Origin of the sequence: Culicoidibacter larvae (assembly GCF_005771635.1) — a bacterium.
GTDB classification, from domain to species: domain Bacteria; phylum Bacillota_I; class Bacilli_A; order Culicoidibacterales; family Culicoidibacteraceae; genus Culicoidibacter; species Culicoidibacter larvae.
In genome coordinates this window covers 74,405-99,907 of record NZ_VBWP01000007.1, presented here as the reverse complement: position 1 = coordinate 99,907, position 25,503 = coordinate 74,405, and the positions used below count along the sequence as shown (strand labels likewise).

Annotated in this window: 24 protein-coding genes, 1 tRNA gene and 1 pseudogene; 24 read left to right on the top strand and 2 right to left on the bottom strand. The window is 40.3% G+C overall.

What is annotated here, in order from left to right; all coding sequences use genetic code 11:
* The first annotated feature begins 106 nt into the window (after positions 1-106).
* The 5 genes and pseudogenes from FEZ08_RS08610 to pbp4b form a co-directional block, all read left to right on the top strand.
* Entirely contained in the window at positions 107-952 is an 846-nt protein-coding gene (locus FEZ08_RS08610) for a MurR/RpiR family transcriptional regulator (protein ID WP_138191397.1), read from the top strand.
* Positions 953-954: 2 nt separating this feature from the next.
* A complete protein-coding gene (locus FEZ08_RS08605; RefSeq protein WP_138191395.1) occupies positions 955-1,995 on the top strand; it encodes a MupG family TIM beta-alpha barrel fold protein in 1,041 nt (346 codons plus the stop codon).
* A gap of 18 nt (positions 1,996-2,013) precedes the next feature.
* The gene (locus FEZ08_RS08600; protein WP_138191393.1) at positions 2,014-3,456 is read left to right on the top strand and encodes a PTS transporter subunit EIIC; all 1,443 of its coding nucleotides are present in this window, start codon (positions 2,014-2,016) and stop codon (positions 3,454-3,456) included.
* An 11-nt stretch (positions 3,457-3,467) separates the two neighbouring features.
* A complete protein-coding gene (gene murQ / locus FEZ08_RS08595; RefSeq protein ID WP_138191391.1) occupies positions 3,468-4,352 on the top strand; it encodes an N-acetylmuramic acid 6-phosphate etherase in 885 nt (294 codons plus the stop codon).
* A gap of 96 nt (positions 4,353-4,448) precedes the next feature.
* Positions 4,449-5,738: pseudogene (gene pbp4b, locus FEZ08_RS08590) on the top strand (penicillin binding protein PBP4B); the annotation flags it as partial.
* Between the two features lie 234 nt (positions 5,739-5,972).
* Here pbp4b and FEZ08_RS08585 read toward each other — a convergent pair.
* Complete coding sequence (locus tag FEZ08_RS08585; RefSeq protein WP_138191387.1) at positions 5,973-6,350, bottom strand: Rid family detoxifying hydrolase; 378 nt, start codon at positions 6,348-6,350, stop codon at positions 5,973-5,975.
* 259 nt (positions 6,351-6,609) lie between these two features.
* On the opposite strand from FEZ08_RS08585, the gene FEZ08_RS08580 reads away from it, so the two are divergent.
* The 3 genes from FEZ08_RS08580 to FEZ08_RS08570 are packed head-to-tail and all read left to right on the top strand — an operon-like array spanning position 6,610 to position 9,899.
* On the top strand, positions 6,610-7,929 hold the full coding sequence (locus FEZ08_RS08580; RefSeq protein WP_138191385.1) for a PTS sugar transporter subunit IIC: 1,320 nt from the start codon (positions 6,610-6,612) through the stop codon (positions 7,927-7,929).
* A 58-nt stretch (positions 7,930-7,987) separates the two neighbouring features.
* Entirely contained in the window at positions 7,988-8,734 is a 747-nt protein-coding gene (locus FEZ08_RS08575) for a MurR/RpiR family transcriptional regulator (RefSeq protein ID WP_138191383.1), read from the top strand.
* Position 8,735: 1 nt separating this feature from the next.
* Positions 8,736-9,899: a MalY/PatB family protein gene (locus FEZ08_RS08570; RefSeq protein ID WP_138191381.1), complete on the top strand. Its 1,164-nt coding sequence runs from the start codon at positions 8,736-8,738 to the stop codon at positions 9,897-9,899.
* A gap of 50 nt (positions 9,900-9,949) precedes the next feature.
* On the opposite strand, the gene FEZ08_RS08565 is transcribed toward FEZ08_RS08570, so the two are convergent.
* Positions 9,950-11,005 (bottom strand): lysylphosphatidylglycerol synthase transmembrane domain-containing protein, encoded by a 1,056-nt coding sequence (locus FEZ08_RS08565; RefSeq protein WP_171015001.1) that lies wholly within the window; start codon positions 11,003-11,005, stop codon positions 9,950-9,952.
* Positions 11,006-11,122: 117 nt separating this feature from the next.
* Between FEZ08_RS08565 and FEZ08_RS08560 the strand changes: the two genes are divergently transcribed.
* The 16 genes from FEZ08_RS08560 to FEZ08_RS08485 all read left to right on the top strand — a co-directional run bounded on the left by FEZ08_RS08560 (position 11,123) and on the right by FEZ08_RS08485 (position 25,485).
* The gene (locus tag FEZ08_RS08560) at positions 11,123-12,013 is read left to right on the top strand and encodes a cation diffusion facilitator family transporter (protein ID WP_138191377.1); all 891 of its coding nucleotides are present in this window, start codon (positions 11,123-11,125) and stop codon (positions 12,011-12,013) included.
* Between the two features lie 86 nt (positions 12,014-12,099).
* A tRNA-Tyr gene (locus FEZ08_RS08555) sits at positions 12,100-12,183 on the top strand.
* Positions 12,184-12,362: 179 nt separating this feature from the next.
* The gene (locus FEZ08_RS08550) at positions 12,363-12,989 is read left to right on the top strand and encodes a zinc metalloprotease (protein ID WP_138191375.1); all 627 of its coding nucleotides are present in this window, start codon (positions 12,363-12,365) and stop codon (positions 12,987-12,989) included.
* A complete protein-coding gene (locus tag FEZ08_RS08545; protein ID WP_138191373.1) occupies positions 12,989-13,810 on the top strand; it encodes a hypothetical protein in 822 nt (273 codons plus the stop codon). Before FEZ08_RS08550 ends, FEZ08_RS08545 begins: the two co-directional genes overlap by 1 nt.
* Before the next feature lie 117 nt (positions 13,811-13,927).
* Positions 13,928-15,070, top strand: coding sequence for a DUF2130 domain-containing protein (locus tag FEZ08_RS08540; protein WP_138191371.1), 1,143 nt, complete (start codon positions 13,928-13,930; stop codon positions 15,068-15,070).
* A gap of 139 nt (positions 15,071-15,209) precedes the next feature.
* Complete coding sequence (locus tag FEZ08_RS08535; protein WP_138191369.1) at positions 15,210-15,932, top strand: GntR family transcriptional regulator; 723 nt, start codon at positions 15,210-15,212, stop codon at positions 15,930-15,932.
* Positions 15,933-16,067: 135 nt separating this feature from the next.
* Positions 16,068-17,369: a PTS sugar transporter subunit IIC gene (locus FEZ08_RS08530; protein WP_138191367.1), complete on the top strand. Its 1,302-nt coding sequence runs from the start codon at positions 16,068-16,070 to the stop codon at positions 17,367-17,369.
* Between the two features lie 29 nt (positions 17,370-17,398).
* Positions 17,399-18,781 carry a glycoside hydrolase family 1 protein gene (locus FEZ08_RS08525; protein ID WP_138191365.1) on the top strand — a complete coding sequence of 461 codons (1,383 nt, stop codon included), beginning with the start codon at positions 17,399-17,401 and terminating at the stop codon, positions 18,779-18,781.
* Entirely contained in the window at positions 18,782-19,741 is a 960-nt protein-coding gene (locus FEZ08_RS08520; RefSeq protein ID WP_138191363.1) for a type I phosphomannose isomerase catalytic subunit, read from the top strand. It abuts the gene before it with no gap.
* Entirely contained in the window at positions 19,738-20,394 is a 657-nt protein-coding gene (locus tag FEZ08_RS08515) for a ribulose-phosphate 3-epimerase (protein WP_138191361.1), read from the top strand. Before FEZ08_RS08520 ends, FEZ08_RS08515 begins: the two co-directional genes overlap by 4 nt.
* A 114-nt stretch (positions 20,395-20,508) precedes the next feature.
* Positions 20,509-20,910 carry a hypothetical protein gene (locus tag FEZ08_RS08510; RefSeq protein WP_138191359.1) on the top strand — a complete coding sequence of 134 codons (402 nt, stop codon included), beginning with the start codon at positions 20,509-20,511 and terminating at the stop codon, positions 20,908-20,910.
* A 33-nt stretch (positions 20,911-20,943) separates the two neighbouring features.
* On the top strand, positions 20,944-21,414 hold the full coding sequence (locus FEZ08_RS08505; RefSeq protein WP_138191357.1) for an HAD domain-containing protein: 471 nt from the start codon (positions 20,944-20,946) through the stop codon (positions 21,412-21,414).
* Between the two features lie 98 nt (positions 21,415-21,512).
* Complete coding sequence (locus tag FEZ08_RS08500) at positions 21,513-22,394, top strand: ROK family protein (protein ID WP_138191355.1); 882 nt, start codon at positions 21,513-21,515, stop codon at positions 22,392-22,394.
* 388 nt (positions 22,395-22,782) lie between these two features.
* On the top strand, positions 22,783-23,466 hold the full coding sequence (locus FEZ08_RS08495) for a response regulator transcription factor (RefSeq protein WP_138191353.1): 684 nt from the start codon (positions 22,783-22,785) through the stop codon (positions 23,464-23,466).
* Positions 23,459-24,817 carry a sensor histidine kinase gene (locus FEZ08_RS08490; protein ID WP_138191351.1) on the top strand — a complete coding sequence of 453 codons (1,359 nt, stop codon included), beginning with the start codon at positions 23,459-23,461 and terminating at the stop codon, positions 24,815-24,817. The genes FEZ08_RS08495 and FEZ08_RS08490 overlap by 8 nt, the downstream gene beginning before the upstream one ends.
* On the top strand, positions 24,814-25,485 hold the full coding sequence (locus tag FEZ08_RS08485) for a hypothetical protein (RefSeq protein WP_138191349.1): 672 nt from the start codon (positions 24,814-24,816) through the stop codon (positions 25,483-25,485). Before FEZ08_RS08490 ends, FEZ08_RS08485 begins: the two co-directional genes overlap by 4 nt.
* The last annotated feature ends 18 nt before the right edge of the window (positions 25,486-25,503 follow it).

Below are 25,503 nucleotides of genomic sequence, written 5' to 3'. Positions count from 1 at the left end.
TTATTATATATTTCACGAAATTAAATTTCATTTATTTAAAAATATTGAATAAAAAATTTCATCAACATATAATGGTTGTAATCGGTATCAGAAAAGAGGTGAAAATATGAGTGGAACATTGTACCGCATTCATGAACATATGACGAGGATGAGTAAAACCCAGAAGCGTTTAGGCAATTATATACTAAGTGAACCGGAAAAAGTTATTTGGTATACAACGACTGAGCTGGCTGAGGCGGCAGGGGTAAGTAATGCCAGTGTCAGCAGGTTCTGTCAGGAATCAGGTTTTGATGGTTTTAAACAATTTAAGTTGGTATTGGCCCATGAAGTTGCTAATCAGAACAGCAGTAGTTTTTCGCGACCGGAATCAGAACAGTTTAAGGATAATATTGCGGAAAATTTATTGAAGCAGAATATATCGGCATTAACCGATACCGAGAATATTCTTTCGATTCATAAGGTGCGTACTGCGGCTAAATTTATTAATCAGGCAAGTGCAATTATGTGTGCCGGAGTTGGTGCCAGCGATTTAGTTGCTCAGGATATGATTCATAAATTATTGCGAATGGAGAAACAGGCGTTTATCCATTCGGATCACGATTTACGCAAAGTCGCCTTGCGCCAGTATACTAATAAAGATTTAGTGATTTTATTTTCTTATTCCGGTGAGAAGCGGGAAATGATTGAACTAGCGAAACAAGCGAAGGAGCAAAATGTACCAATTATTGCGATTACCAGAATTGGCAAGACTGAGCTTTCCAAGTGGGCAACTATCACTTTAGAGGTTGCTGCCTTCGAACATGATTTTCGCAGCAGTGCACTAAGTTCGCGAATTGTGCAACTGTATATGGTTGATGTGTTGTTTTATACTTATGGATTGCTCTTTCAAAAAGAATCAATGGAACGCTTGGAGCGAACATACAATATTATTCAGAAAAAGGAGGCAGACTAGGCATGTTAGTATTTTCGCTTTATCCAACTGATGAGGAAGTTGTTTTAAATCAAGTGGTTCAGCAGGCAAAACAATATAACATCAAACACTTTTTTGTATCCTTGCATATTCCCGAAACAGAACGTTTGCAACAGTTCATCGATTATATGCAGAAATTACATCGGCAGCATGGCTATCAGTTTTTTGCGGATATTTCGCCGAATACGCTCACGATGTTGAATATACCAATAGCGGCATTAGCGCAACTTAAAGAATATGGTGTTATTGGTTTGCGGATTGATTTTGGTTTTACGCTTACGGAAATCAGAATGATGCATCAGCTTGGTTTTAAGATTGCTTTGAATGCCAGCACTTTGACTGAGGCTGAATTGATGGAACTTGCAGATATTCCGGTGATTGCCTGGCATAATTATTATCCGCGTCCGGAAACAGGATTAAATGATGCGTTTTACCAACGCCAAAACCGGATGATAAGCGAGTTCCGGAGAATGATTTTTAGCTTCATTCCCGGTAACCGGCAGTTGCGTGCACCATTGCATTTAGGACTGCCGGTGCTAGAAGTGCAACGGAATCGCAGTCCCTATATCAATTATTTGGAACAGCGGATTATTTACGGTATTGAATATGTAGCTATCGCTGAAGGAACCATTAGTGAACCAGATATGCAGATGATTGCTAAGTACGAAGCTGAATCGATAATAACTATCCCAGTGGCGACAATTGATGAAGGTTGCTGGCAGGTTTTAAAGGATAAACATTGGACAATTCGGATAGAAGAAAGTGATGCCTCGTGGCGAATCAAGGCCACGAGACATCACCCGGATTTAACGATCCCGAGTCATGGCGATGGTCTTGAGCGGGTGCGAGGTGCGTTGCAGATGGATACTGCTGCCTATGGAAGATATAGTGGCGAGATTCATGTATTGCGCCAAGATTTAGCTGGTGATGAACGGACAATAGAGATAGGCCGGATTGCTGAGCATTATTGCGAACTTGTTGACATGCTTGGTGGTCGGGCAAGAGTAGAATTTAAAAAAATATAGATAAGAGGAGTGAATCATATGAATTATGATCAATTAGCAAAAGATATTTTGGCAGATGTTGGTGGTGCTGATAATATTAGCAGTTTTACCAACTGTATGACGCGTCTGCGCGTGAATGTAAAATCAGTAGGCGCTGTTGATGCGGCGAAATTGAAGGCAGAAAAAGGTGTTATGGGTATTGTTGAAGGACAGCAAATGCAAATTATTGTTGGTCCGGGACATGCACAGCGCCTGCGTGATGCGTTTGAAAAAATCAGTGGTATCAAAGGTGATGCAACTGTTGCCGATGATGTTGACTACGAAGATGTTGCCGCGGCAACTAAAGCCGGTGTGAAAAGCAAGCAGAATTCGGCTTTTCAGCGGGGCTTAAAACATGTTGGGAATATTTTTATTCCATTGATTCCCGGGTTTGTAGCAACCGGTTTGATTGCTGCTATTGCCAATGTTTGTAAGACTTTCTGGCCGGAGTTAGTGACCAATCCTTGGTTCTTGCTTTTTGCAGCCGGAGGTGGGTTACTGGTTGGTGCATTGAATATTGTTGCTGGTTACAATGCTGCTAAAGAATTTGGTGGTTCAGCGGTAATCGGTGCGATTATGGGTGCCTTGGTGTCAAGTCCGGCGCTTGCAGGGATTGCAGCGACGGCGACGACTGCGGCACAGCCGTTGGAGTTTATTATTCCGCTGGTTAATTTTACGGTGAAACTTTCGCCAAACCTCGGTGGAGTTATCGGTGTTATTTTCTCCGCCTTCATTTGTGCGATGCTTGAGAAGCAGTTGCGTAAAGTAGTACCGGCAGTGCTGGACTTATTTGTAGTTCCATTTGTAACAATTATTCTTGGCGGCATCTTGACTATCTTTGTGATTATGCCAATTGCATCAATTGTTATGAGCGGCTTGATTTATGTACTAGTTGATATCTTATTAAATCAATTAGGTATTATTGGTGGTTATGTGTTGGCAGCATCGTTCTTGCCAATGGTTATGCTTGGTATCCATCAGGCATTTACTCCTATCCATACTGAGTTGATTACTTCAGCAGGTTTTACAGTGTTGTTGCCAATTATGGCAATGGCCGGCGCCGGCCAAGTGGGCGCGGCCATTGCGGTCTTCGTAAAAACCAAGGATTTGAAATTAAAAGAAACAGCAGCATCAGGGTTACCGGTTGGGTTCCTCGGTGTTGGTGAACCGTTAATTTATGGGGTTTCATTGCCATTATTCTGGCCATTTGTTACCGCATGTTTGGGTGCCGGATTTGGTGGTGCATTTATTGCTTTGGCAAATACATTAGGCAATACTGTTGGTGCTGTGGCAATCGGGCCATCTGGATTATTATTGATTCCTTTAATTGCTAATGGTCAATGGTTATGGTATGTTGGCGGTCTGGTTATTTCATATGTAATGGGATTCGTTTTAACTTACTTCTTTGGCTACAATGATAAATTACTTGAAAGATTACGTTAGGAGTGGGCCACATGCTAGAGAATTTGACAACAGAAAAACGCAATGAAAATACCAAACATTTAGATCAATTATCAGCTTTAGAATTTGCAACAGTTATGAATCATGAAGATCAAAAAGTGGCTCTTGCAATTGCAACCATTCTTCCCGAAATTGCCGAAGTTATTGAATTACTAGGCAAACAATATCGTGCTGGTGGCCGTATCATCTACATTGGCGCCGGCACCAGCGGCCGCATCGGCGTCCTGGACGCCGTTGAATGCGTGCCAACCTTCGGCGTCAGCTTCGATGAGTTCATCGGCATCATCGCCGGCGGCGAGCGCGCCTTCGTGCGCGCTGTCGAAGGCGCCGAAGACTCACGCGAACTGGCGGTCAATGACCTCGCCGCCATCGACTTGCAGCCAGTTGACGTTGTCATCGGCATCGCCGCCAGCGGCCGCACCCCGTACGTCATTAGTGGCCTTGAGTATGCGAATGAAATTGGTGCCCGCACCGTTGCCGTTGCCTGCAATATCGGCTCAGCAATCGGTGCCGCTGCCCAGCATAAGCTGGAAGTTGATGCCGGACCGGAGGTCCTGACCGGCTCAACTCGACTGAAAGCCGGAAGTGCTCAAAAGATGATTCTCAACATGCTATCAACCGGAGCGATGGTGCAGGCCGGTAAAGTATTTGGCAATCTTATGGTTGATGTCCAATTAACCAACGAAAAACTAGTTGAACGCGCCAAACGCATTATCATTGATGCGACCGGCGTCAGTTACGAACAAGCAGAACAAGTATTGCACAAGGCTGAAAACAAGCCGAAAGTTGCCATCGTCATGATTAAAGCAAATTGTGACTACCAAGAAGCGGTCAACCGCTTAAACCAAGCCGACGGTTTTATTAGCCGGGCTATATAGAAACGCGCAGCAGGATGACACAGAATGATGGATGTGTCATCTTGCTTTATTTTGGAGGTAGAAGGAATGAAAAAAGTATCTAAAGGAATCTTTGTAATGGTAACTATCCTGCTGTGCAACAGTTTAGTGATGCTGCACCCGAGTGCCGCATCACCCACCTTGTCCCCGGTAACGAATCCAGAAGAAGCCGGGTTTGATAGCGAAAAATTAGCACAGATGGAAACTAATATTCAAGAACAGATTGATGCCGGATATTCGAGTTTAAGCATGATAGTTATTAAGGATGGAAAAATTGCTTATCAGAATGCCTTTGGTTTGGCAAAAAAATATAATCAATCAGAATTGATGAGTGATCCGATTCCGGCAACGGTTGATACGATGTATGACATGGCATCAAATACCAAAATGTTTGCCACCAACTTTGCCTTGCAGAAATTAGTGACTGAAGGTAAGCTTGGAATTGACGATTTAGTTTCAGACTATATTGATGGCTTTGCCGATCAGCCTGATGATGTAATCAAAGGTAAAGATATTATGAAAATCAGTGACATCCTGCATCATAATGCTGGCTTCCCGGCTGATCCGCAATACCCAAATCAGGCTGTAGCCGGAGACTTGTATTCGCAAGACAAAGCAACGACATTGGCAATGATTTGTAAAACACCGCTTGAATATGAACCGGGTACAAAGAATATTTATAGCGACGTTGATTATATGCTGCTAGGGTTCATTATTGAAGCCATTGTTGGTATGCCGCTTGATGAATATGTCGAAATGGAAATCTACGCACCGCTGGGATTGACCCATACGATGTTCAATCCGCTAGATAAAGGTATAGCACCTGAACAAACAGCAGCAACTGAGTTAAACGGTAATACCCGTGATGGGGTTATTGATTTTCCTAATATTCGTATCGAAACAATTTGGGGCGAAGTTCATGATGAAAAAGCTTATTACGCAATGGAAGGTGTTTCCGGACATGCGGGATTATTTTCAAATACCGCCGACATGGCGGTGCTGCTTCAAGTTATGCTGAATGGCGGTACTTATAATGGGGTTGAACTCTTCAGCAAAGCGGTCGCTGATGAGTTCACCGCGAGCTCAGTAAGTAACCCGACCTACGGTCTCGGTTGGCGGGTAAATGGTGGTTCCGGCTATAGTTCGTTCGGCAAATATGCCAGTCCGACTACATATGGACATACTGGCTGGACCGGCACTCTGACCCTGATTGACCCAGAAAACAATCTTGGGATTGTTTTACTTGGTAACCGGGTCCACTCACCGGTTACTGACCCAGCGGTTGATCCTAACCGCTTCGATAGCGCAGACACTGAGTTGCGCAACTATAGCTGGACAGTGAATCAGGTGTATGAAGCGTTGCTGCAAGATGAACCTGGTGATAGCACAGATAACAATAGCAGTGAGAATAATACTGAAGAAGCGGAACAGTCGGAATCAACGACTGCAAACAGCGACACTTTGCCACAAACCGGACAGGCACCAATAGCGGCATGGGCAGCAATTGGCGGGCTTTGCATTGGTGGTGCAATAATTGTGCTTCGCTATCGCGGCGAATAAAAAAATCCTGATTAGGTGCTGCACCTAATCAGGATTTATCTTTTATACGAGTTCAGCGATAAGTTCAATTTCTACCTTAGCATTTAGTGGCAGCGCTGAAACAGCTATGCATGAACGGGCCGGTTTATGACTGCTGAAGTTGGCACCATAAACTTGATTGACGGTCTGGAAATCATCCATTGTTGTCAGGAAAATTGTTGTTTTGATGACATGATTGAGGGTAAGTCCTGCTTCTGCCAGAACATATTCAATATTCTTAAATATTTGTTTTGCTTGTTCTTCGGTACTTTCACCGGCCATTTTTCCGGTTGAGCGATCGATGCCAAGCACACCTGATAAATATAGGTTACCATTGGCCGCAATTGCTTGTACATACGGTCCGATTGCCTCGGGAGCTTTCTGACTATTATAAACTTTCATAAATATGAACCTCCTGAAATATTTGTTTTCTGTTATCAAGGTATCATATTGGTACATGGTTGACAATGGAAAATTTATCCGCAACTAAATGGTTGGACATGCGGGAATTAAGTTATATGGTAAAAAAAGCCTGTCGTAACAGGCTTTTTTTCTCTTTTCTCATAAAAATACCTCTGGGAAATTTCCCCAAAACAGGGACATATTGCGTAGTTTTCGTTGATATAATGGTATTGCAAACGCTATCTTGGAGGTAATATATATGAATAGCTTTATTAAATTTATTGAGGAGCAGATGGTGCCTAGGGTAGCCAAGGTTACTAACAACAAGTATTTTGGCGCACTTCGCTCAGGGTTCTTGGTAATTATGCCATTAACTATTATTGGATCAATCTTCTTGATTATCACTGATTTCCCGGTTCCCGGATATAGTGAGTTTATGGCCAGTATTTTTGGGGCAAACTGGACAGCTTACTTGGAATCAGCTTATCGGGCAACCTTTAATATGATGGGGTTCTTTTTGGCTGGGACGATTGCTTATAAGCTTTCCGAAGAGTATAAGATGGATGCCTTGTCAGGATTGATTTTAGCTTTAGTTGCTTATGTAGTAGTAACACCTAAAGAAGTCATCACTGAATCAGGCGAACTTGTCAGCCGTGTGCTTTCATTCACTTGGTTAGGGACTCAAGGGGTTATTACCGCATTGATTGTTGGTTTCCTGACAGTTGAGATTATTCGTTTCTGTCAAAAGCGCAAGCTGGTAATTACAATGCCGGCATCGGTACCGGATATGGTTTCGAAATCTTTTAGTGCGTTGATTCCGGGAATTTTTGTAGTAACAATTTTCTTGGTTATCAGTGGTTTATCAACAATCTTCGCAGGTTCATTGCAAGAGCTTGTCTATAAGATTATTCAAATTCCATTACAAGGATTAACTTCAAATATTGGTGCGGTTGTATTAGTTGCCGGACTGAATGGCTTTTTATGGTGGTTTGGTATTCATCCAACGGTGGTAAACTCTATTGTTAACCCATTGTTGAATGCCAACTCTATGGAAAACCTGGAACTATTTAAAAATGGGACATTAAATATGGCTACCGGTAACGTTGGAACAATTCAGATGATTGACCAATTTGCAACTATTGGTGGTGCCGGATTAACTATCGGATTAGTTATTGCCATGATTTTTGTTGCCCGTTCATCACGTTTAAAAGCATTATCGAAAATCAGTTTGGTACCAGCTTTATTCAATATTAATGAGCCGATTGTGTTCGGGTTGCCAATTGTATTTAATCCATTGATGCTGATTCCGGTAACTCTGGCACCGATTGTTTCGGTGCTGATTGCTTATTTTGCAATGGTCATCGGTTTTATGCCACTGTTTAATGGTGTGGTGGCGCCGTGGCCGACACCACCGATTTTCTCGGGATTCCTGGTTGCCGGCTGGCAAGGAGCGGTTGTTCAAGTCATAGCTATTGTTATTTCGACAATAATCTATTATCCTTTTATTAAGGCCTTGGACGACCAGTACGGAAAAGAAGAGGTTGCTGATGCAAGCGAAGCGGCATTGGTAACTGAATAGCAATATTAATGCTGTAGGTAGAATGCTGGTTGTTAAGGTATCGAAAGGGTGAACATTTATGAGTTTACAAAAACAAATATCTTTACATGCCAGCACACTTACACATATGGAAAGAAAATTACTGACTGATTTATTGGATAACCGTGAACAGTTTGATTTTAATACTTGTACTATTATTAAGATTGCTGAGACATTTAATGTTTCAAAAACGAGTGTCCATCGGTTAACGCAAAAATTAGGGTATACAAATTTTTTGTATTTTAAAAATGATTATTTCTTACGTGAGCAGTTTCATGAACCTAGTATTGAAAAAAACGATTATGTCGATATGCTTTTACATACTTATCAAGCGGTGACGGAAGCGGCGACCGAAGAAATTATCGGAAAAATGATTCAATGTGATAAAATTACTATTTATGGTATGGGCATGAGTAATTTTTTAGGAAAAATGTTTCAAATAAAACTGCAACTTTTAGGTAAGACCGCAGAACAATATGATGATTCGCGATTTATGCGTTTGTCAGCCAGAGCACTCAAACCGGAAAGTGATATGCTTTTTGTATTATCAAGAAGTGGCAATCCGCCAGAAGTTTTGGAAGCAGTTGTTGAAGCAAGTTTACGCGGCATTGATATCATTTTAATAACTGAAGTGCCGGATTCTCCGATTGGAAATCTGGCTACTCAAATTATTTATACATCACATAGTAAAGACACCGATGCTGATATTGATACGCGATTAAATGCTCATATTGCTATGGATATTTTGATTAATAAGTATGTGCAGGCGGTGACGAAAGGAACTTAAAATGACAAACTTTAACGACTTGATGGAGCGTAGCGGAAATGGTTCAATGAAATGGGATGCTACCTATATTAAAAAGCGTTTTTTGATTGAAGATAAAACAATTTATCCGCTTTTTATTTCTGATATGGATTATAACCACGCGGAAGTGATTCAACAACATTTCATCGAAACTGTACAATCTGGAGATTTTGGCTACTTTACAATACAAGATAGTTTCTACAATAGTATTATTGAATGGCATAAAAAACAGCATGATCTTAATATTCGACGCGAGTGGATTCTGGCAGCACCTGGGACATTATCAGGACTGCATTTTATCATTGGTTCATTGCTACAGAATAAAAACGTACTTGTGTTTACACCGGTATATGGTCATTTTCAGCAAGCAATTACATCATTTGCAACTATGCATAACTGCCCATTGGCATATAATGGCAATCAATATACCATTGACTTCAATATGCTTGAAGAACAACTGCAACATGATAATATTGAAGCAATTTTGTTTTGTAATCCTCATAATCCTTCAGGAAAAGTTTGGCGTCAAACTGAACTGGAAACGCTAGTCAAACTCTGTCGCAAATATGATATCTTGTTAATTGCTGATGAAATTCACAGTGATGTTATTTTAGGTAAGAAAAAGTTTGTTTCATTACTCTCGTTCAGCGAGCTATATGATAAGATAATTATCAGTACCGGTGCCAATAAAACATTTAACTTGTCTGGACTTAGTACATCATATATATTGAGTCAGAATAAATTGTTATTAGCAAGAGTTGAAGAACAATTGAACAAGTATCATATTCAAGTCAATCGTCTGGGAATTGCTTTTACACAAATTGCCTATGAGTATGGTGCTGAATGGGTGCAAGAACTCATTGCGCAATTGCATAAAAATTTAGCAATTGTTAAGACGGTTTTAGCTGGTAGTGGCATTGAAATCATGGAACCAGAAGCAGGGTACTTAGTTTGGATGCGACTGGATAAAGTAAAAGATGTTGAACAATTTGTTCGCCAACTTGCAGCAGCAACCGGTGTGTTAGTAGAATCAGGAGAACGATTCATTGCTGATTATCAATCATTTATCCGCATTAACATTGCAACCAGTAGTACTTTACTACAAGAAGCTTGTACAAAGCTGAAAACATTTTATTGTAGCTACTGATTGTATATGGGAGAAAATAAAAAAGCGTTTGGCCATCGGCCAAACGCTTTTTACTCTTCTTCAGTAATAAGAGGTTTCTTTTTAATATATGCAGTATACCAAACAGTAATAATGCCGCCGACAATAAGCGGGAAATATAATTGGATGCTGCGCCATAAAATCAGACCGGGACCAAGCAAGTCAACCGGGAACAAATTCATAAAGAAAAGTCCAAAGAATGCTTCAGCACCACCACTGGCACCGGGAATCGGAATAAATGAAGTAATGAGTCCAATGAGGATACTGCCGCACATACAGTACATGAGTGTGAGCGGTACATTGACAATTGGTACACCGAGAGCTAGCATAACAAAGAATGGCAGGGTATGGAAGCCGACCAAACGTAAGCAGTTGACCAGAAAAAATTCAAAGTAGGCTTTTTTATTTTGTTTAATAGTATTAAGGCTGGCGCGAAATTCAGTGATATTTTTTTCGAGCTTCATCGTTGTATGATAAATTTTTTGTTGATCACGACGAAATAATTTAAGTATGCGGGCAACAAAAGCAATTAGGGTGCGATGAAATTTTTTTGAAGAAGCTGCGTTTAATATTAATAGATAAACAACAGCATTGGCTGCAAAGCCAATTGCAAGCCAGAGCGGTAACGCTGGCATAAAGCTGTCAAAATATGAGAATGAGGCAATTGCAGCGATAACTGACATAACCAACAATGAGCCGACATAGATAATAAAGTTGACGGTTAGAATTAAGACTGAGGTAGTAATTTTAAAGCCTTGGCGGTCCATAAAATAAACTTGAAAGAATTGGCCGCCGCTGGCACTTGGCGTTGCCGCGCTGTAAAACTGGCCAATAATTGCCGCCGGCAAGGCATCAACAAAACGATATTTATGTCCTTCTGATTTTGCAATCAATTGCAAAATCCAGGCTTCGCTAATCCACCAAAACAGGATAACGCCAACAGCGACCAGCACCCACCAAATATTGGCAGAGGCAAGGGCGGCCAGTTTTTCGGCAGTATCATCTTTAAGTGAGAGCCACATTACAATTGAGGCGATAATAATGATGACAACGATATTCCAGAATTTTCCGCTTTTTAATAGTTTCATGTCTGTATCCCTCTTCATGCAAAATATACTAATATTATACACTATTTTAGTATTTTTGTATCAATTTACTTTTGCATTTGATATAATAGTTAAACATTGATTTTTTGGGGTGTAACCATGAAAAAATTGTCAGAGTATGCTTTGGTGGATATTGGGACTTATGTCAGTATCGGCGCCTATATAATAGCTGCAGTGATGAAAGTTTCAGTTTCATTTATGACAGGCTCAAGTGCGCTATACGCAGATGGTTTAAATAGTGCCAGCGACGTTGTTTCTACCTTGATTATCTTGATCGGATTGCGGCTTTCGCGGCATCCCGGCGATGATGAGCATCGCTATGGTCATTATCGTATTGAGCAAATTGCTTCATTGATTGCGTCGATTGTGATGTTTTATGTCGGTTTTGAAGCCTTAATCAACGGAGTGCGTAAATTTTTTGAGTTCAGTCCGGAAGCCCCGGATATGCTGGCAGCAACGGTTGCTTTGATTTCGATGGCGATTATTGGAGTGTCGGCAGTTATTAATTTTGCCTTGTTTAAGCGTACTAAGGTAAGTTCAGTGTGGGTGATTGCTAAGCATAATGTTTCCGATGCTTTAACCGCATTTGGTGCTTTTGTGGCAATTGCGGCTTCGCAGTTTAATATGGCTTGGATAGACCCGATTGCTTCTGTTTTAATTGCTGCCATTATTATTAAGACTGCGTTTGATATTTTTATGGAGTCTGGCAATAGTCTGATTGATGGCTTTGATGTTAAGGCACTGGCTATTTATCGTGAAGCAGTGCAAAACATTGATGGCGTGATTGAAATTTGTGATATTCGCGGTCGGATGCTCGGTAATGTGCCAACTATAGATGTTACTATTGCTGTTGACGGCAACCTGACAGTGCTGGAATCTCATGAAATCGCTGACCATATTGAGCAAGTGCTGGATCATGATTATGGAGTGAAACGTACATATATTCATATCGAACCAGAGCAGCTGCAGACAAAAGCACCACCCGAATAGGGTAGTGCTTTTTTTGTTGGTAAAACCGCTTAAATATATTGACTTCCTTTGTTGAAATAAGGTACAATAAATGAGTCGTAATTTTTGGGCGGGTAGCGAAGTGGCTAAACGCGGCGGACTGTAAATCCGCTCCTTAGGGTTCGGCGGTTCGAATCCGTCCCCGCCCACCATCTTATAAATATTTAAAGAGAACATAACTTGGTTAAGTTCTCTTTTTTAGTTTTATATAAACTGTTGCTTTTCTCATAAATAGTTAAAAAGTGAAAATGTTATTATATGTGAAATAAATGGTAAATATAGTGCATTTGTAGTGTACAATGGAAACAGAATTCGTTTAAGGGAGATTTTTATGAAGAAGATTATCTATTTTGTTTCAATTTTATTTATTTGTGGACTTATCATGTCTTTTGGTAAGATAAATGTAAAATCTACTGCCTATACCAACTTGAATGGAAGTTATATGGCGGTATCTCTGGGTAGTTTATGGCACGCTAATCAATCAACATATTCGTCTTGGAGAATGAATGATGCAGGAAATATTTGGCATAATAGTGGGAGTGTAAATATATCGCAGAAGAGTTTTACTTCTTATAAAACGAGCGACGGGCGGACTGCATATACAGATGTAGTGTTTCTTAGTGATGATTATTCTGATCGTTGGGAAGGCAATGGTTGGCGAGCTAGTGGACGTTATTATAAAGAATGTCCTAATCGATTTAGTAGAATGTGCCAAGGAGTTATTGAACTTAATGATTATGTTATGTGGAATACCAGTCTAGGTAGATATTATTCATCTGCAGAAATCCAATACACTATTACACATGAAATGGGTCATGCATTAGGTTTGGCTGATAATAAATATTCGGGTAATATAATGACTCAAGGGCGATTATCAAGCATTTATTTCGGTCGTGATGATAATGACTCTTATGAAGCTCGGCATGGTAAAAATTCATTCTGGGGAGGTGGCTACTAATGGATAAGAAAACTGGATTTTTAGTATTGTCTGGTATTATTTGTATTATATTGGTATTTTGCTCATATTTTATTAATCAACCAAATGAGAGTGCAATAATTGCGAGCAGGTATGTAGATAATAATATTGAGGATTCGGTTACGCCGTTTGCTAATATATTAAATGAAACCGAAATGTCATTTAATACGGAACTTATTGCTAATGATTATGAGAGTATTATGTATTATTCTGATAATGTAGTAGTTGCGAAGGTTGTCAGAGTTGAGGGAGTGAAGAATACTGTAGTTTCTGGTGATGAAACATATTCTGCGGCTGAGTTAAAGTCAGAGTTCCCAGAACTCACTTCACTCATTGAAGGAAAAGTAGAGAATCCTGTAGATACTGGCGATAAGCCGGTTAATCCAGAAGGTCAAGATAATTTTGATGTTGAAGACTATCAGAAGAATAGTATGGCAAACTGGAGTACAGTTTGGGTTTTGGATATTCTGGAAGTAATCAGCGGCGAAGGAGTTGCAGTCGGTGACCAAATTGAATTGACAACAAGTGGTTTTCCGAACACAAAAATTGGTGATGCACCACAATATCGGGATGGAGATATCTTAGTGTTTGCACTTGATAAAAACCCAAATAGTGATGGATATTGGAGTCTGCCTATGAATCAAGATTATTTAGTGAAAACAAATCGATTAAGATCAGGTAATTCGTTAGAAAATAATAGAGCATTCAATGAACTTGAGAATTTGAGTGAAACTCCAAAAGAAGAACTTGACCATGTTGAAATATTTGGAGACTTAACAACACCGCCTAAAGAAGGACGTTAAATGAAATAATTGAACCATAGGGACATTTGTGTTCCTATGGTTCTTCTTTTTCTCCATAAATAAGTCAAAAGGTGGTATAATTAGTAGGAAAATGAATTGGTCAAGGAGGGGGCATTCATGAAAGAAATTAAATGTCCAAAATGCGGTGAGGTATTTACGATTGATGAAAGCAGTTATGCCGATATTATAAGTCAGGTTCGCACCAAAGAGTTTGAGGCGGAAGTCCATGAGAAGCTGGAACATGCTAAGTTACAATACGAAAGTAAGATTGCTTTGTTAGAAGTGAATACTAAGAGTGAGCTTACTAAATCAAATATGGAGAAGGAAATTGCGGTTAAGGATAAAGAGCGGGAAATGCGTGATTTGATTGCTGATCTTAATACTAGACTGCAATTATTTGAGAATGAGCAGCAAATTGCTGAGGCAAAGAATGCGTTGGAAAAAAATGCGATTAAGGAAAAGTATGAGTCGGAATTAAAGCAAAAGGATGAGACGATTGCTTTTTATAAAGATTTCAAAGCAAAGCAGTCAACCAAGATGGTTGGTGAGAGTTTAGAGCAGCATTGCGAGATTCTTTTTAATCAGTTGCGACCGACGGCTTTTCCGAATGCGATGTTCAGTAAGGACAACGATGCTTCCAGTGGCAGTAAGGGCGACTATATTTATCGCGAGTTTGATGAGCAAGGTGTGGAGATCATCTCAATTATGTTTGAGATGAAGAATGAGGGTGATGAGACGGCGACGAAAAAGAAGAATGAACATTTCTTCAAGGAACTGGATAAGGATCGCCGCGAGAAGCAGTGCGAGTATGCGGTACTGGTGACTTTGCTTGAGGCCGATAATGACTTATATAATGGCATTACTGATGTTTCTTATGAGTATCCAAAGATGTATGTGGTACGGCCGCAGTTTTTTATTCCAATTATAACCTTGTTGCGGAATGCAGCGATGAACTCGCTGCAGTATAAGCAGGAAGTGGCGCTGATGCGTGAGCAGAATTTGGATATTACGCATTTTGAGGCTGATTTGAATCAGTTCAAAGAAGGTTTTGCCAGAAATTATGATTTGGCCAGCCGCAAGTTTAAAACCGCAATTGATGAGATTGACAAGACCATTAGTCATCTGCAAAAGACAAAAGATGCGTTGCTTTCTTCGGAAAATAATTTACGGATTGCCAATAATAAAGCTGAGGATTTGACGGTTAAGAAGTTAGTGCGGAAGAATCCGACAATGAAGGCAAAGTTTGATGCTTTGGATTGATATTGGTTAAAGGTGAACATGGCGGAACCACACTGTTCCGCCGTGTTTTTGTTTTCCCTGACGGCAAAGATTTACAGCTTAATTAAAAGATAGTATACTATGTATTAGAACTTGTTATATTCAATTGGAGGGTTTGGCAGTGGAGAATTTACCTAAATATATGAGGATTGCTATTGACTTGCGCGGCGCAATTTTGGATGGCCATTATGATAAGACACAGCAGCTTCCGGTTGAGAAGGCTTTGTGCGAGCAGTATAATGTCAGTAAGATTACTATTAAGAAGGCTGTTGATGTTCTGGCACAAGAGGGTTTGGTGATTAAGAAACAGGGTTCAGGTACGTATATCAATTCGGTAGCGAAGAAGACTCCCCTGCATTCTAAATATACATCGCAGATGTTGGGTTTTGCCCGTAATCACCCGGGAATTGATAGTGAAACTAAGGTCATGGGTTTTGAGATTATTAAGGCAAATCAGGAACTTGCTGATGCGTTGTATATTCATAAAGATGATTTTGTTTATGAATTGGAACGGGTTCGGGTTATCGATGGTATCCCGCAGATTTATGAGCATACTTTTATGCCGCTTGATGCAGTCCCAGGGCTAAATAATGAGATTGTTCATGGCTCGGTATATTCATATATTATTGATGTGTTGAAAAAACGGATTGATAGTTCCCATGAGTATATTTATGCTGAGGCGGCTAATCAGAAGGATCATGAATATCTGGAGATTCCGGTTGGAGATCCGATTGCCGTGCTTGAGCAGATTGTTTTTTTAGATACTGGTATGCCTTTTCAGTATTCAGTAACTCACTATCGGTATAAACACTTTAGATATAAGTCGATGACAAAATTTGAATAAAAACTTTGAAAAAAAGCACCTGTTTAGCAGGTGCTTTTTTATAATGATGATATTTATTTAAAATATAGGTTGACATGAATTTAATAAAAGAATATAATCAATTTGTAAAATGAAAACGTTATCGGAGGTTTTATTATGTCAAAGTTTTTGGAAAAAATAGCAGATGTATTAGCACCAATTGCTTATAAGATAAGCAATAACGTGTACTTGCTTAGTCTTCGGGATGCATTTATGCTGTCGTTCCCGTTGACGATGTTTGGTTCGATTTTATTGATTATTATCAATTTTCCATTATTTGGTGATGATCAAAAAACAATGCTCAATGATTTATTGGGTCATGCAAGTTCCAGTGCAATGTTGCTGATGTCAATTTTTGTGGCTTTCGGGATTGGTTACTATTTGTTTAAATATCGTAATCCGGAACGCAAAGGTGAGGCCATATTCTCTGGCGCAGTAGCGTTAACGGCATTTTTTATTTTGACACCTTTTGGTGTTGAGGTTGAGGGTGTTTTCTTCGGCAATGCAATTCCAACAGTGCTGATGGGTGCACAAGGATTGTTTGTTTCAATGATTGCGGCCATTTTGGCTACCGAAATTTATGGATTTGTTGTGCGTCGTAATTGGACGATTAAAATGCCAGCGGAAGTGCCGCCAGCAGTAAGTCGTTCGTTTTCTTCAATTATTCCGGCTGCAATTACTTTAGCATTCTTCACTGCAGTTTATATTGGTTTTTCTTATACGCCGTGGGAAAGTGTGCATACTTTTATCTATGAAATATTGCAGAAGCCTTTAGTGAGCTTAGGGACTTCATTCTTAGCAACTATCTTAGCAATTTTCTTGGTACAGTTCTTCTGGTTCTTTGGTATTCACGGTCACTTGGTAGTAAATCCGATTATGGATACTTTATGGAATGCAACTTCATTGCAAAATTTGACCGCTTATCAAGCGGGTGAAATTTTACCTAATATTGTTACGAAACAGTTTGTCGAGATTTTTACCGTGTCGATAGGATCAATGGGTGCTTTGGCAGCCGTGTTGGTTATTTTGTTTATTTCTAAGAGTAGACGGCAAAGAGAAGTTGCTAAACTGGGATTGGCGCCAGCGATTTTCAATATTTCTGAACCAATGCTGTTTGGGATGCCGATTATCTTAAATCCATTGTATGTTGTGCCTTGGATGTTAGGGGCGCCGATTGCGGCGGCAATGACTTATGGAGCGATGGCAATTGGTTTGGTGCCTTTGACTACCGGGGTGGCGGTACCATGGACAATGCCAATATTCTTCAGTGGTATATTGGCAACTAACTCGATTATGGGCGGTATTATGCAACTGGTGGAGTTGGCAGTGATGATTTTACTGTGGGTGCCATTTATTATTTTGGCACAGAAGCAGGAGCAGAAAGAGAATCTAGCAGAAGAAGTTGCTGTTGAAGAGTAGCTGTTGAATAACAACAAGGAGGAGCAAGTATGTTTTATCAATTTCCAGAAGATTTTTACTGGGGCGGAGCCTCAAGTGCTTTGCAAACTGAAGGGTCAGATTCAAGTAGAGGCAAGACTATTTTTGATGTATTTTATAATCTGGCGCCGAATCGGTTTTTCGATGGTGTTGGTCCAAATAAGCTAGCTGACTTTTATCATCGCTATAAAGAAGATATTAGTCTTTATAAGGCAGTTGGCCATAATTCGCATCGTACGTCTATTTCGTGGGCGCGGCTGATTCCTGATGGTGATGGTGATGTTGATCAAGAAGCTGTGGTTTACTATCATGAAGTGATTGATGAATTCAAGCGACAAGGTGTTACTTTAATTATGAATCTCATGCACTTTGATATGCCGGCGGCATTACAGGCGAAAGGCGGATTTGAAAATCGTGAAGTTGTTGATGCCTATGTTCGTTATGCAAAAATATGTTTTGAACTTTTTGGTGATAAAGTAAAACTGTGGGCAACATTTAATGAACCGATTGTAACGCCTGAGGGTGGTTATCTTTATGATTTTCATTATCCCAATGTAGTGGATTTCAAGCGCGCAGTGCAAGTAAGTTATAACATGATTATTGCTCATGCTGCTGCTGTAAAAGTTTTTCACCAAGTTGTTGATGGTGGCGAGATTTGTACAATACTTAATATTACGCCAATTTATCCGCGGAGTGACAATCCGAAGGATGTTGCGGCAGCGCGGATTGCCGATTTGATTTTTGTGCGTTCCTTTCTTGACCCCGTGTTACTAGGTCAGTGGAACGCTGAGTTGGTTGAGTTTTTGGGTGAGCATGATTTGTTACCGGTAGGGTTGCCTGAGGATAAACAGTTGATTGCTGCGAATCGGGTTGATTTTATTGGCCTGAATTATTATCAGCCGCGGCGGGTGAAGGCAAAGGAACATGTGCCGCATCCTGAGAGTGTGCTGTTACCGGAGTCGTTTTTTGATTACTATGAGATGCAAGGACGACGTATGAACACTTCGCGTGGTTGGGAGATTTATCCTAAGGCGATTTATGATATGTTGATGACAATTAAAAATGAGTATGGCAATGTGAAGTGTTATATAGCAGAAAATGGTATGGGTATTCAGCAGGAAGATCAGTTTCGTGGTGCCGATGGCGTAATTGATGATACTTACCGGATAGCTTTCTACAAGGAACATTTACGATATGTGCATCAAGCTATCAGCGAAGGTGTGAATTGTTTTGGCTACCATATTTGGACGCCGATTGACAACTGGTCAATGATTAATGCTTATAAGAATCGTTATGGTGTCATTGAGTTTAATCCGCAAACTGGTGAACGGAAGTTGAAGAGATCAGGTAGTTGGTTTAAAGAGCTAGTTGATGCGAATGGATTTGATGATTAGATGGAACAAGTAATTTTTTTTGCGCCACGCTTTTTTGAAAAAATGTGGGGTGGGACTAAACTGACGGAGCAATATCCTTATAGTTACAAAGTAAATCAGGAACCGTTGGGTGAGATTTGGGGATTTGCTGATCATGTAAATGGCGTTAGTGTTGTTCGCGGCGGCAAGTATGATGGCATGTCTTTACATGAACTCTGGCTGACCCAGAGTTCATTGTTTGGTTTTTACACGTCCCCAGAATCGCATTTTCCGTTTCAGCTGCGTTTGGTAGATGCAAAGCGGAAACTGAGTGTTCAGGTACATCCCGATGATGTTTTTGCCCATGAGTTTGCTGGTGATAATGGTAAGCATGAGGCTTGGTATGTGCTTGATGCTGAGACTGGCAGCAAGATTATTTATGGGCATAGTGCGGTTGATGCCCAGCAGTTCTTAGATATGGTTAATGATGAGCGATGGAAAGATTTGTTATGTGAGATTCCGGTGCGGCAGGGTGATTTTATTTATGTTCCGGCTGGGATGTTGCATGCGATTGGTGCTGGTAATTTGGTTTTGGAAGTGGCACAAAATAGTGATACGACTTATCGGTTTTATGATTATGAGCGTTTGGATACGAGTGGCACGAAGCGCGAGTTGCATATGGAGCAAGCGAAACGGGTGACGACGGTACCGGCGAAATATCCGGTAATGAACAAGCGTACGGAATATTATTGTGATGCGGTGCTGGATACGTTTATGGAGAGTGAGTTTTTTACCGTTCAAAAGTTGAGTGTTGGTGGTGATGCAGTAGTGGCTAAAGCGAATGCTTATCTGGCTTGTTTTGTAGTGAGTGGCAGCGGTACGTTACAGGGTAGCGCGATTGGTGCCGGAGATTTTTTGTTGCTGACTGCGGCCACGAAGCAGATCGAAGCAAGCGGCAATTTTGAGTTGGTTATGGTGTATAAGCAGGAGGTGGCAGGATGATGTATTTGACACCGTCACTGATGTGTGCTGATTGGTGTAATATTGGTGCCGTGGTTGCAGAGTTGGAACAGAGTGGTGTTGATGGCTTCCATGTGGATATTATGGATGGGGTTTTTGTGGATAATTTTGCTTTGGGTATGCAGGATATTATGGCGTTAAAGCAGTTGACGCAAAAACCGTTGGATATTCACTTGATGTTGCAAAATCCGCAGAAGTATATTGCACAGTTTGCTGAGGCGGGTGCGGATATTATTTATGTGCATCCTGAAAGCAGTCATTATATTATTCGGACTTTACAGCAGATACGGACGTTTGGTGTTAAATCTGGAATCGCAATTAATCCAGAGACAACAGTTTCTGAGATTGTGGATTACTTGGAGTATGCAGACTTGGTGATGGTGATGACGGTGACACCGGGGTTTTCCGGCGGTACGTATCTGGATTTTACTGAGCGTAAGGTGGCGCAATTGACAAAGCATAAAGCGGAGCTTGGGCTTACATTGGAAATTTTTGTTGATGGCGCATTGAGTGAAGAGCGGGTACAACGGTTACATGATTTTGGAGCCAGTGGCTTTGTGCTTGGTACTTCAGCGTTATTCGGCAAGTCGGAAAGTTATTTAGAGATTATTACTCGGATGAAAGCGAACGGTTAGTTAGTTGAAAAAAGGTGAAAAGCCCGGGACGGTGTGGTCCCGGGCTTTTTTTGATTTCCACACAAAGCAAAGAGTGGTATAATGATTGTATGATTTTATTAGGAGGATTTTTGCGTGGATAAGAGAGAAAGTTCGTCATTGCGAATTACATTATATACAATTATTCTTTTTGCGGTTGTTGCACCACTTGGGTTAACAATGATTCAGGGGATGACTAGTGATGCACCGGTTCTAGGGACACTGGTTTCAATGTTTCAGTCATTGCTTGGGTATGAGACTATTTATTTAGTATGGACTGTTATTGGTATTATTGCAGCATTGATTTTGGTTGTTGCGGCTTTTAAAATTGGTGATAAGTTTGGTAAGGTTGTTGGCGTTTATACGATTTTGTTTATTGTATTGGCAGTAGCATTTTTAGCAGCATTGTTCTTTATGCCAGACCTGAGTGCGATATTATTGTTAGTGGTGTTGGTTGTAACACTGCCGGGATATCTGCTGTTTATTGTTTTTGATTAATCCTGCTTCCTTGTTGATTGGAGGGGTTTGCTGATGCGAATTTTATTTCTGGATGTTGATGGTGTGCTGAACTCGCATGATTATTTGGGTCGAAGTGAAGCTTTGGCAGAAGGTGATCCTTATAAATACATTGAACGAGACAAACTTGCGATTTTACAAGAGCTTGTTTATGGATATGATTTTAAGGTAGTTTTGCATTCAACATGGAAGAATTTGTTTGATGAGCGGTTGGTGCCGGTAAACAAACTTGGCAAAGCTTTGTTGCAGGCGTTAGCTGATTTTGATATTGTCTTGTTTGATAAGACGCTAACAGTTGATTATGAGCGGCAGCTGGAAATTGTGGCATGGTTGAAGGCACATGCGACATTACCGATTGAAAATTATATTATTATTGATGATGCTAAGATTGATTGGCAGGAGTTGCGGCCGCATGTGATTCAGACTAATGAATGGTACGGGCTGACGCGTGAGGATGCCCGTCAAGTCAGTGATATTATCGGTTAAATTTGAAAAGCGCAAACGGAGTACCGTTTGCGCTTTTTTGTTTTCCCCAATAAGTGAAAAGTGATATAATAGGTGTAGATTTATTTTTGGAGGTTGGCATGAAGAATATTGTTGTTTTTGATATTGGTGGTACTGCGGTTAAGGCTGGGGTGATGAGTTCTGATGGCATGTTTTTGAATAAGGATGAGATGCATACACCGGCTACAAAGGAAGGCTTGTTTGCTTGTTTGAGTGAGTATGTTGTTGGTCAGCAGGCTTTTGCGCCGGTTGCGGTTTCGATTAGTATGCCAGGGTTTATTAATTCAAAGGCTGGGTATGTTATTCGTGGAGGTGCGTTAGTATATCTTGATGAGTGTGAGTTTGTAAGTGAGCTTGAGACGGTTATTGGGTTGCCGGTGATGATTGAGAATGATGCTCGTTGTGTAGCGCTTGCCGAACAATTGAATGGGCATGCGCAAGGTCTGGATAATTATGTGTGCGTGACGATTGGTACCGGTATTGGGGTAGGTATCATTATTAATAATGAGCCGTTTATTGGCAGTCATTTTCGTGGTGGCGAGTTTGGTATGTCGCTAGTGGAACGTACTGAAAGTGGTCGTTATAAGATGATGCATAATACTGCTTCAACTGCTGAGTTGGTTTCGATGTATAAGCGAGCGATGAATTTGCCGCGTGAAGCGCAGGTGAACGGCAAAGAAATTTTTGCTGATGAGAGCGAGACGGCACTTGCTGTGCTTGAGCGTTGGTATGAGCGAATTGCGGTTGTTGTGTTTAATGCAATTGCGGCGTATGATCCGCAGAAGGTGTTGATTGGTGGCGGCGTAAGTGGTAACCCGAGGTTGCTGGATAATATTTTACGGGTGATGCCGCGTGTGGCAACTGAGAAGTGGGTTGATTTACAGGTGCCGGTTGAGTATTGTATGCACCGAAATGATGCTGGAATGATTGGTGCACTATGCCATTATAATCGTGAGCATTAGGGGAGAATTTTGGAACCGGAGACCAAGTTGCTTGGGCTCCGGTTTTTGTTTAAAAATGGTAAGAATATGTTATATATTATGAAGTTGAGGTTTCTGTTGACTTCACATTGGAATTAAGATAAAATGAAAATCGTTATATGATAATTACATAAAATATTATAAAACGGTTCTAATAGGCGGGGGGATTAGAGCGGTGATTTTTTGGGACTTACTATAGATAGGTCCCTTTTTATTTTGTGATAATATTAACCCGATTGACTAAATCATTTGATTTCACATTGTGTCGTTTAAAAGAGATAAATGTAATTTGCGTTTTGTAATGGCAAGGTGTGATAGAATATGGTTTAAATAATTGATGGCATAAACGATGGATTAATGGAGTGGTTTTATGACGAAGATATTATTTGTTGAAGACGATATGCAATATCGTCAACAGATTCAGGAAGTTTTAGTACAGGCCGGATATGAGGTTCGGGCTACGGAAAGTCCGATTGAAGCCCTGGATCTTTTTCAGGATGAGAGTTACGACTTGGTGATAACTGATTATATGATGCCGGCGATGAGCGGTGTGCAGCTTATGCGTTATTTAAAAAGAATTGATACGAAAGTGAAGACGATTATTTTAACGGGTATTGATTCAGCTGATGTTGAAATCTCAGCGTTGGATAATTCGGTTGATCAGTATCTGCATAAAGGTGTGCGGGAAGATGTTTTAGTGAAGTATGTTGAACGGGTTCTTAAGGACCCGATTAAGTTGTTTGCTGCAGAGGAAGATGCTGGCATTTTAAAGTCAATGCGCGAGAATATTACTATCCATCTCAATAATTATGAGGTTTTTAAGGATGGCGTAAAAGTTGATGTTACTTTTAAGGAATACCAGTTACTAGTTTATTTTATAAAACACATGGGGCAAGTGTTGGAGCGAGATAAGATTATAGATGATATTTGGTCAGATTCTAAGGATGAGATTACATCCCGAGTAGTTGACACGCAGGTCAAGTTATTAAGAAAGAAATTGCGATTAAATGCGGTACAGTCAATTCGTAATGTTGGGTATCGGTGGAATGAATAAGAAGTTATTGATCTTTGTCCCGGTTTTTCTTGCTTATGCTGTTTTGGTAGTGGTATTTATCTTGATGATTTTGCAGATTGGCAGTGAATATCAGCGACTGGAGAGCGGTGTTATCACCGATGTTCAGTCTGAGGTTTCTTTAGTGCTGAATGAGAAGAGCAGTTCTGAGGTTTTGGCAACTAAGTTAAGCACGGTTGTAAATAATAATAGTATGGAATTAATTGTTCTTGATGGTGAGCAGGTTGTTTTTACTACGTTTCCGGGTGTTGATATAACGAATATTCGTGATCTTTTTAATGGTGATGAAGTTTTATATAAGTCGCAAGGGATAGTGAATACGGTCAATGGTGATTTGAATGTCATGATGGTCATTTATCATGTTTCAATGCTTGATTATTTAAATAGTATGTTTATTTGGCTGACGATTTTTGTGACCGTCTTGTTCTTGTTATTAATTGTTATTGTAACACTGGTAAATCGCATGTTGTTTAAACCGTTGCGCAATATTCGTAAAGCGATTAATGAAATGAAAGATTTTGACGTGGCATTGATTGAGGATAATACGGCAATTGGTACAGAATTTAATCAATTTGTTCATCGACTTGATGAAACCTTGCAGAATGTTTCTAAACAGTATACCGATTTAGAGCTATTGTTATTATTTGAACGTCAGCGTTTAGATTTCTTGTTGAAGATAGCGCGTGGTTCATTACATGAGTTAAAGACGCCATTGTATCAGACGCTTTTACAAAACCAAGCAATGTTAAGAAGTGGTTTTGCTGATGAAGAGTTATCACAATTGGCTTTAAAGTATAATATTACACAAAATGATAAATTATTAAAACGAATAAATGTATTGTTGCGTTCAATTGCTGAAAATGTGAATAACTTGGAAAGTGGCGCAGAGTTTTTTGATGCTGTTGATTTGTTCTATGAGGTAGAGAAAGATTTTGAAGTGCTGCTGGAGCAGCGGCGAGTGTATCTTGATTTTTCTAGTACTGAGAAGACTTTGATTTGTATGAATCGTTTTGCTTTACAGTTAGTTATCCATAATTTAATTTCTAACGCGGTAAAATATGCTGCATCGGAAAGTGATATTGAGTTTGCTATAAATGTAGAAAATGGTTATGTGCAGTTAATCTGTATTAATCGGGCGAATGCCCGCGACATTGAGCGGTTGCGAAGCAATCGATTTACTATTGAATTAAGCGATGAGACATATAGCAGTGGTAATGGTGTTTATTTGGTGCAAGAGTTATCTAAGTCATTAGGTGGGAAGGCAGTAATTGATATTCAAGATGATGTTGTTGAAGTCGTGGTAACTATTCCGGAAGGAGTGGTGGAACGATGAGTCGGATTGGGATTGTTTTAGTTGCTGTTTTACTATTGTTGTTGCCATCGGTGAGTGCAAGTGCGCAGGCACCGGATACGGTGAATGCGGATGATTTGAGCGAGTATCGTGCTGGGACGTACCCGGTGCAGATTAAGTATTATGATGAGGCGTCGGGACAAACTTTGGAAAAGATTGTCTATATGACGGTGTATTATCCGAATACGATTACTGATGCAGACAGCAATGAAGGTATTGATGCGATGGATGTGTTGTTGGATGCTGATGTGGTGAAGGGATTGTCGCAGCAGGAATTAATTGCCAAGGCACAGGCAAAAGCGTGGCGTTTGAGTGATGGTTCAGCGGTTGAGATTACTGAAGCGATTGTTGAGTATGTTGGTGGTAGTGCTGATAGCGGACAATACTCGGTAACGTTTCGTACTGCTGCCGGGACAACGAATACGGTGACTTTTCTGGAGGCACCGCATTCGCAGATTTTAGTCCAAAATGAAACTTATATTGCTGACTCGTTATCTATGAGTAATCAAGTTATGGATTGGGTCTATCTTGCGGTATTTGTTTTTGTGTTTATTCCAATTGTTTTGATTGTGGCTGCTTTAGTTAGGATGATGGTTTTGGTAAGAAAAACCAAACGATTATTATATACTGAGTACAATAGAGAAATTTAGCATGCAAAGGGGGGACTT

Coding starts and splice junctions, on each gene's coding strand:
- FEZ08_RS08560 (WP_138191377.1), top strand. CDS start 11,123: ATGAAAAAATTGTCAGAGTATGCTTTGGTGGATATTGGGACTTATGTC.
- FEZ08_RS08565 (WP_171015001.1), bottom strand. CDS start 11,005: ATGAAACTATTAAAAAGCGGAAAATTCTGGAATATCGTTGTCATCATT.
- FEZ08_RS08570 (WP_138191381.1), top strand. CDS start 8,736: ATGACAAACTTTAACGACTTGATGGAGCGTAGCGGAAATGGTTCAATG.
- FEZ08_RS08540 (WP_138191371.1), top strand. CDS start 13,928: ATGAAAGAAATTAAATGTCCAAAATGCGGTGAGGTATTTACGATTGAT.
- FEZ08_RS08600 (WP_138191393.1), top strand. CDS start 2,014: ATGAATTATGATCAATTAGCAAAAGATATTTTGGCAGATGTTGGTGGT.
- FEZ08_RS08490 (WP_138191351.1), top strand. CDS start 23,459: ATGAATAAGAAGTTATTGATCTTTGTCCCGGTTTTTCTTGCTTATGCT.
- FEZ08_RS08550 (WP_138191375.1), top strand. CDS start 12,363: ATGAAGAAGATTATCTATTTTGTTTCAATTTTATTTATTTGTGGACTT.
- FEZ08_RS08580 (WP_138191385.1), top strand. CDS start 6,610: ATGAATAGCTTTATTAAATTTATTGAGGAGCAGATGGTGCCTAGGGTA.
- FEZ08_RS08575 (WP_138191383.1), top strand. CDS start 7,988: ATGAGTTTACAAAAACAAATATCTTTACATGCCAGCACACTTACACAT.
- FEZ08_RS08610 (WP_138191397.1), top strand. CDS start 107: ATGAGTGGAACATTGTACCGCATTCATGAACATATGACGAGGATGAGT.
- FEZ08_RS08545 (WP_138191373.1), top strand. CDS start 12,989: ATGGATAAGAAAACTGGATTTTTAGTATTGTCTGGTATTATTTGTATT.
- FEZ08_RS08605 (WP_138191395.1), top strand. CDS start 955: ATGTTAGTATTTTCGCTTTATCCAACTGATGAGGAAGTTGTTTTAAAT.
- FEZ08_RS08520 (WP_138191363.1), top strand. CDS start 18,782: ATGGAACAAGTAATTTTTTTTGCGCCACGCTTTTTTGAAAAAATGTGG.
- murQ (WP_138191391.1), top strand. CDS start 3,468: ATGCTAGAGAATTTGACAACAGAAAAACGCAATGAAAATACCAAACAT.
- FEZ08_RS08525 (WP_138191365.1), top strand. CDS start 17,399: ATGTTTTATCAATTTCCAGAAGATTTTTACTGGGGCGGAGCCTCAAGT.
- FEZ08_RS08495 (WP_138191353.1), top strand. CDS start 22,783: ATGACGAAGATATTATTTGTTGAAGACGATATGCAATATCGTCAACAG.
- FEZ08_RS08515 (WP_138191361.1), top strand. CDS start 19,738: ATGATGTATTTGACACCGTCACTGATGTGTGCTGATTGGTGTAATATT.
- FEZ08_RS08530 (WP_138191367.1), top strand. CDS start 16,068: ATGTCAAAGTTTTTGGAAAAAATAGCAGATGTATTAGCACCAATTGCT.
- FEZ08_RS08505 (WP_138191357.1), top strand. CDS start 20,944: ATGCGAATTTTATTTCTGGATGTTGATGGTGTGCTGAACTCGCATGAT.
- FEZ08_RS08585 (WP_138191387.1), bottom strand. CDS start 6,350: ATGAAAGTTTATAATAGTCAGAAAGCTCCCGAGGCAATCGGACCGTAT.
- FEZ08_RS08485 (WP_138191349.1), top strand. CDS start 24,814: ATGAGTCGGATTGGGATTGTTTTAGTTGCTGTTTTACTATTGTTGTTG.
- FEZ08_RS08500 (WP_138191355.1), top strand. CDS start 21,513: ATGAAGAATATTGTTGTTTTTGATATTGGTGGTACTGCGGTTAAGGCT.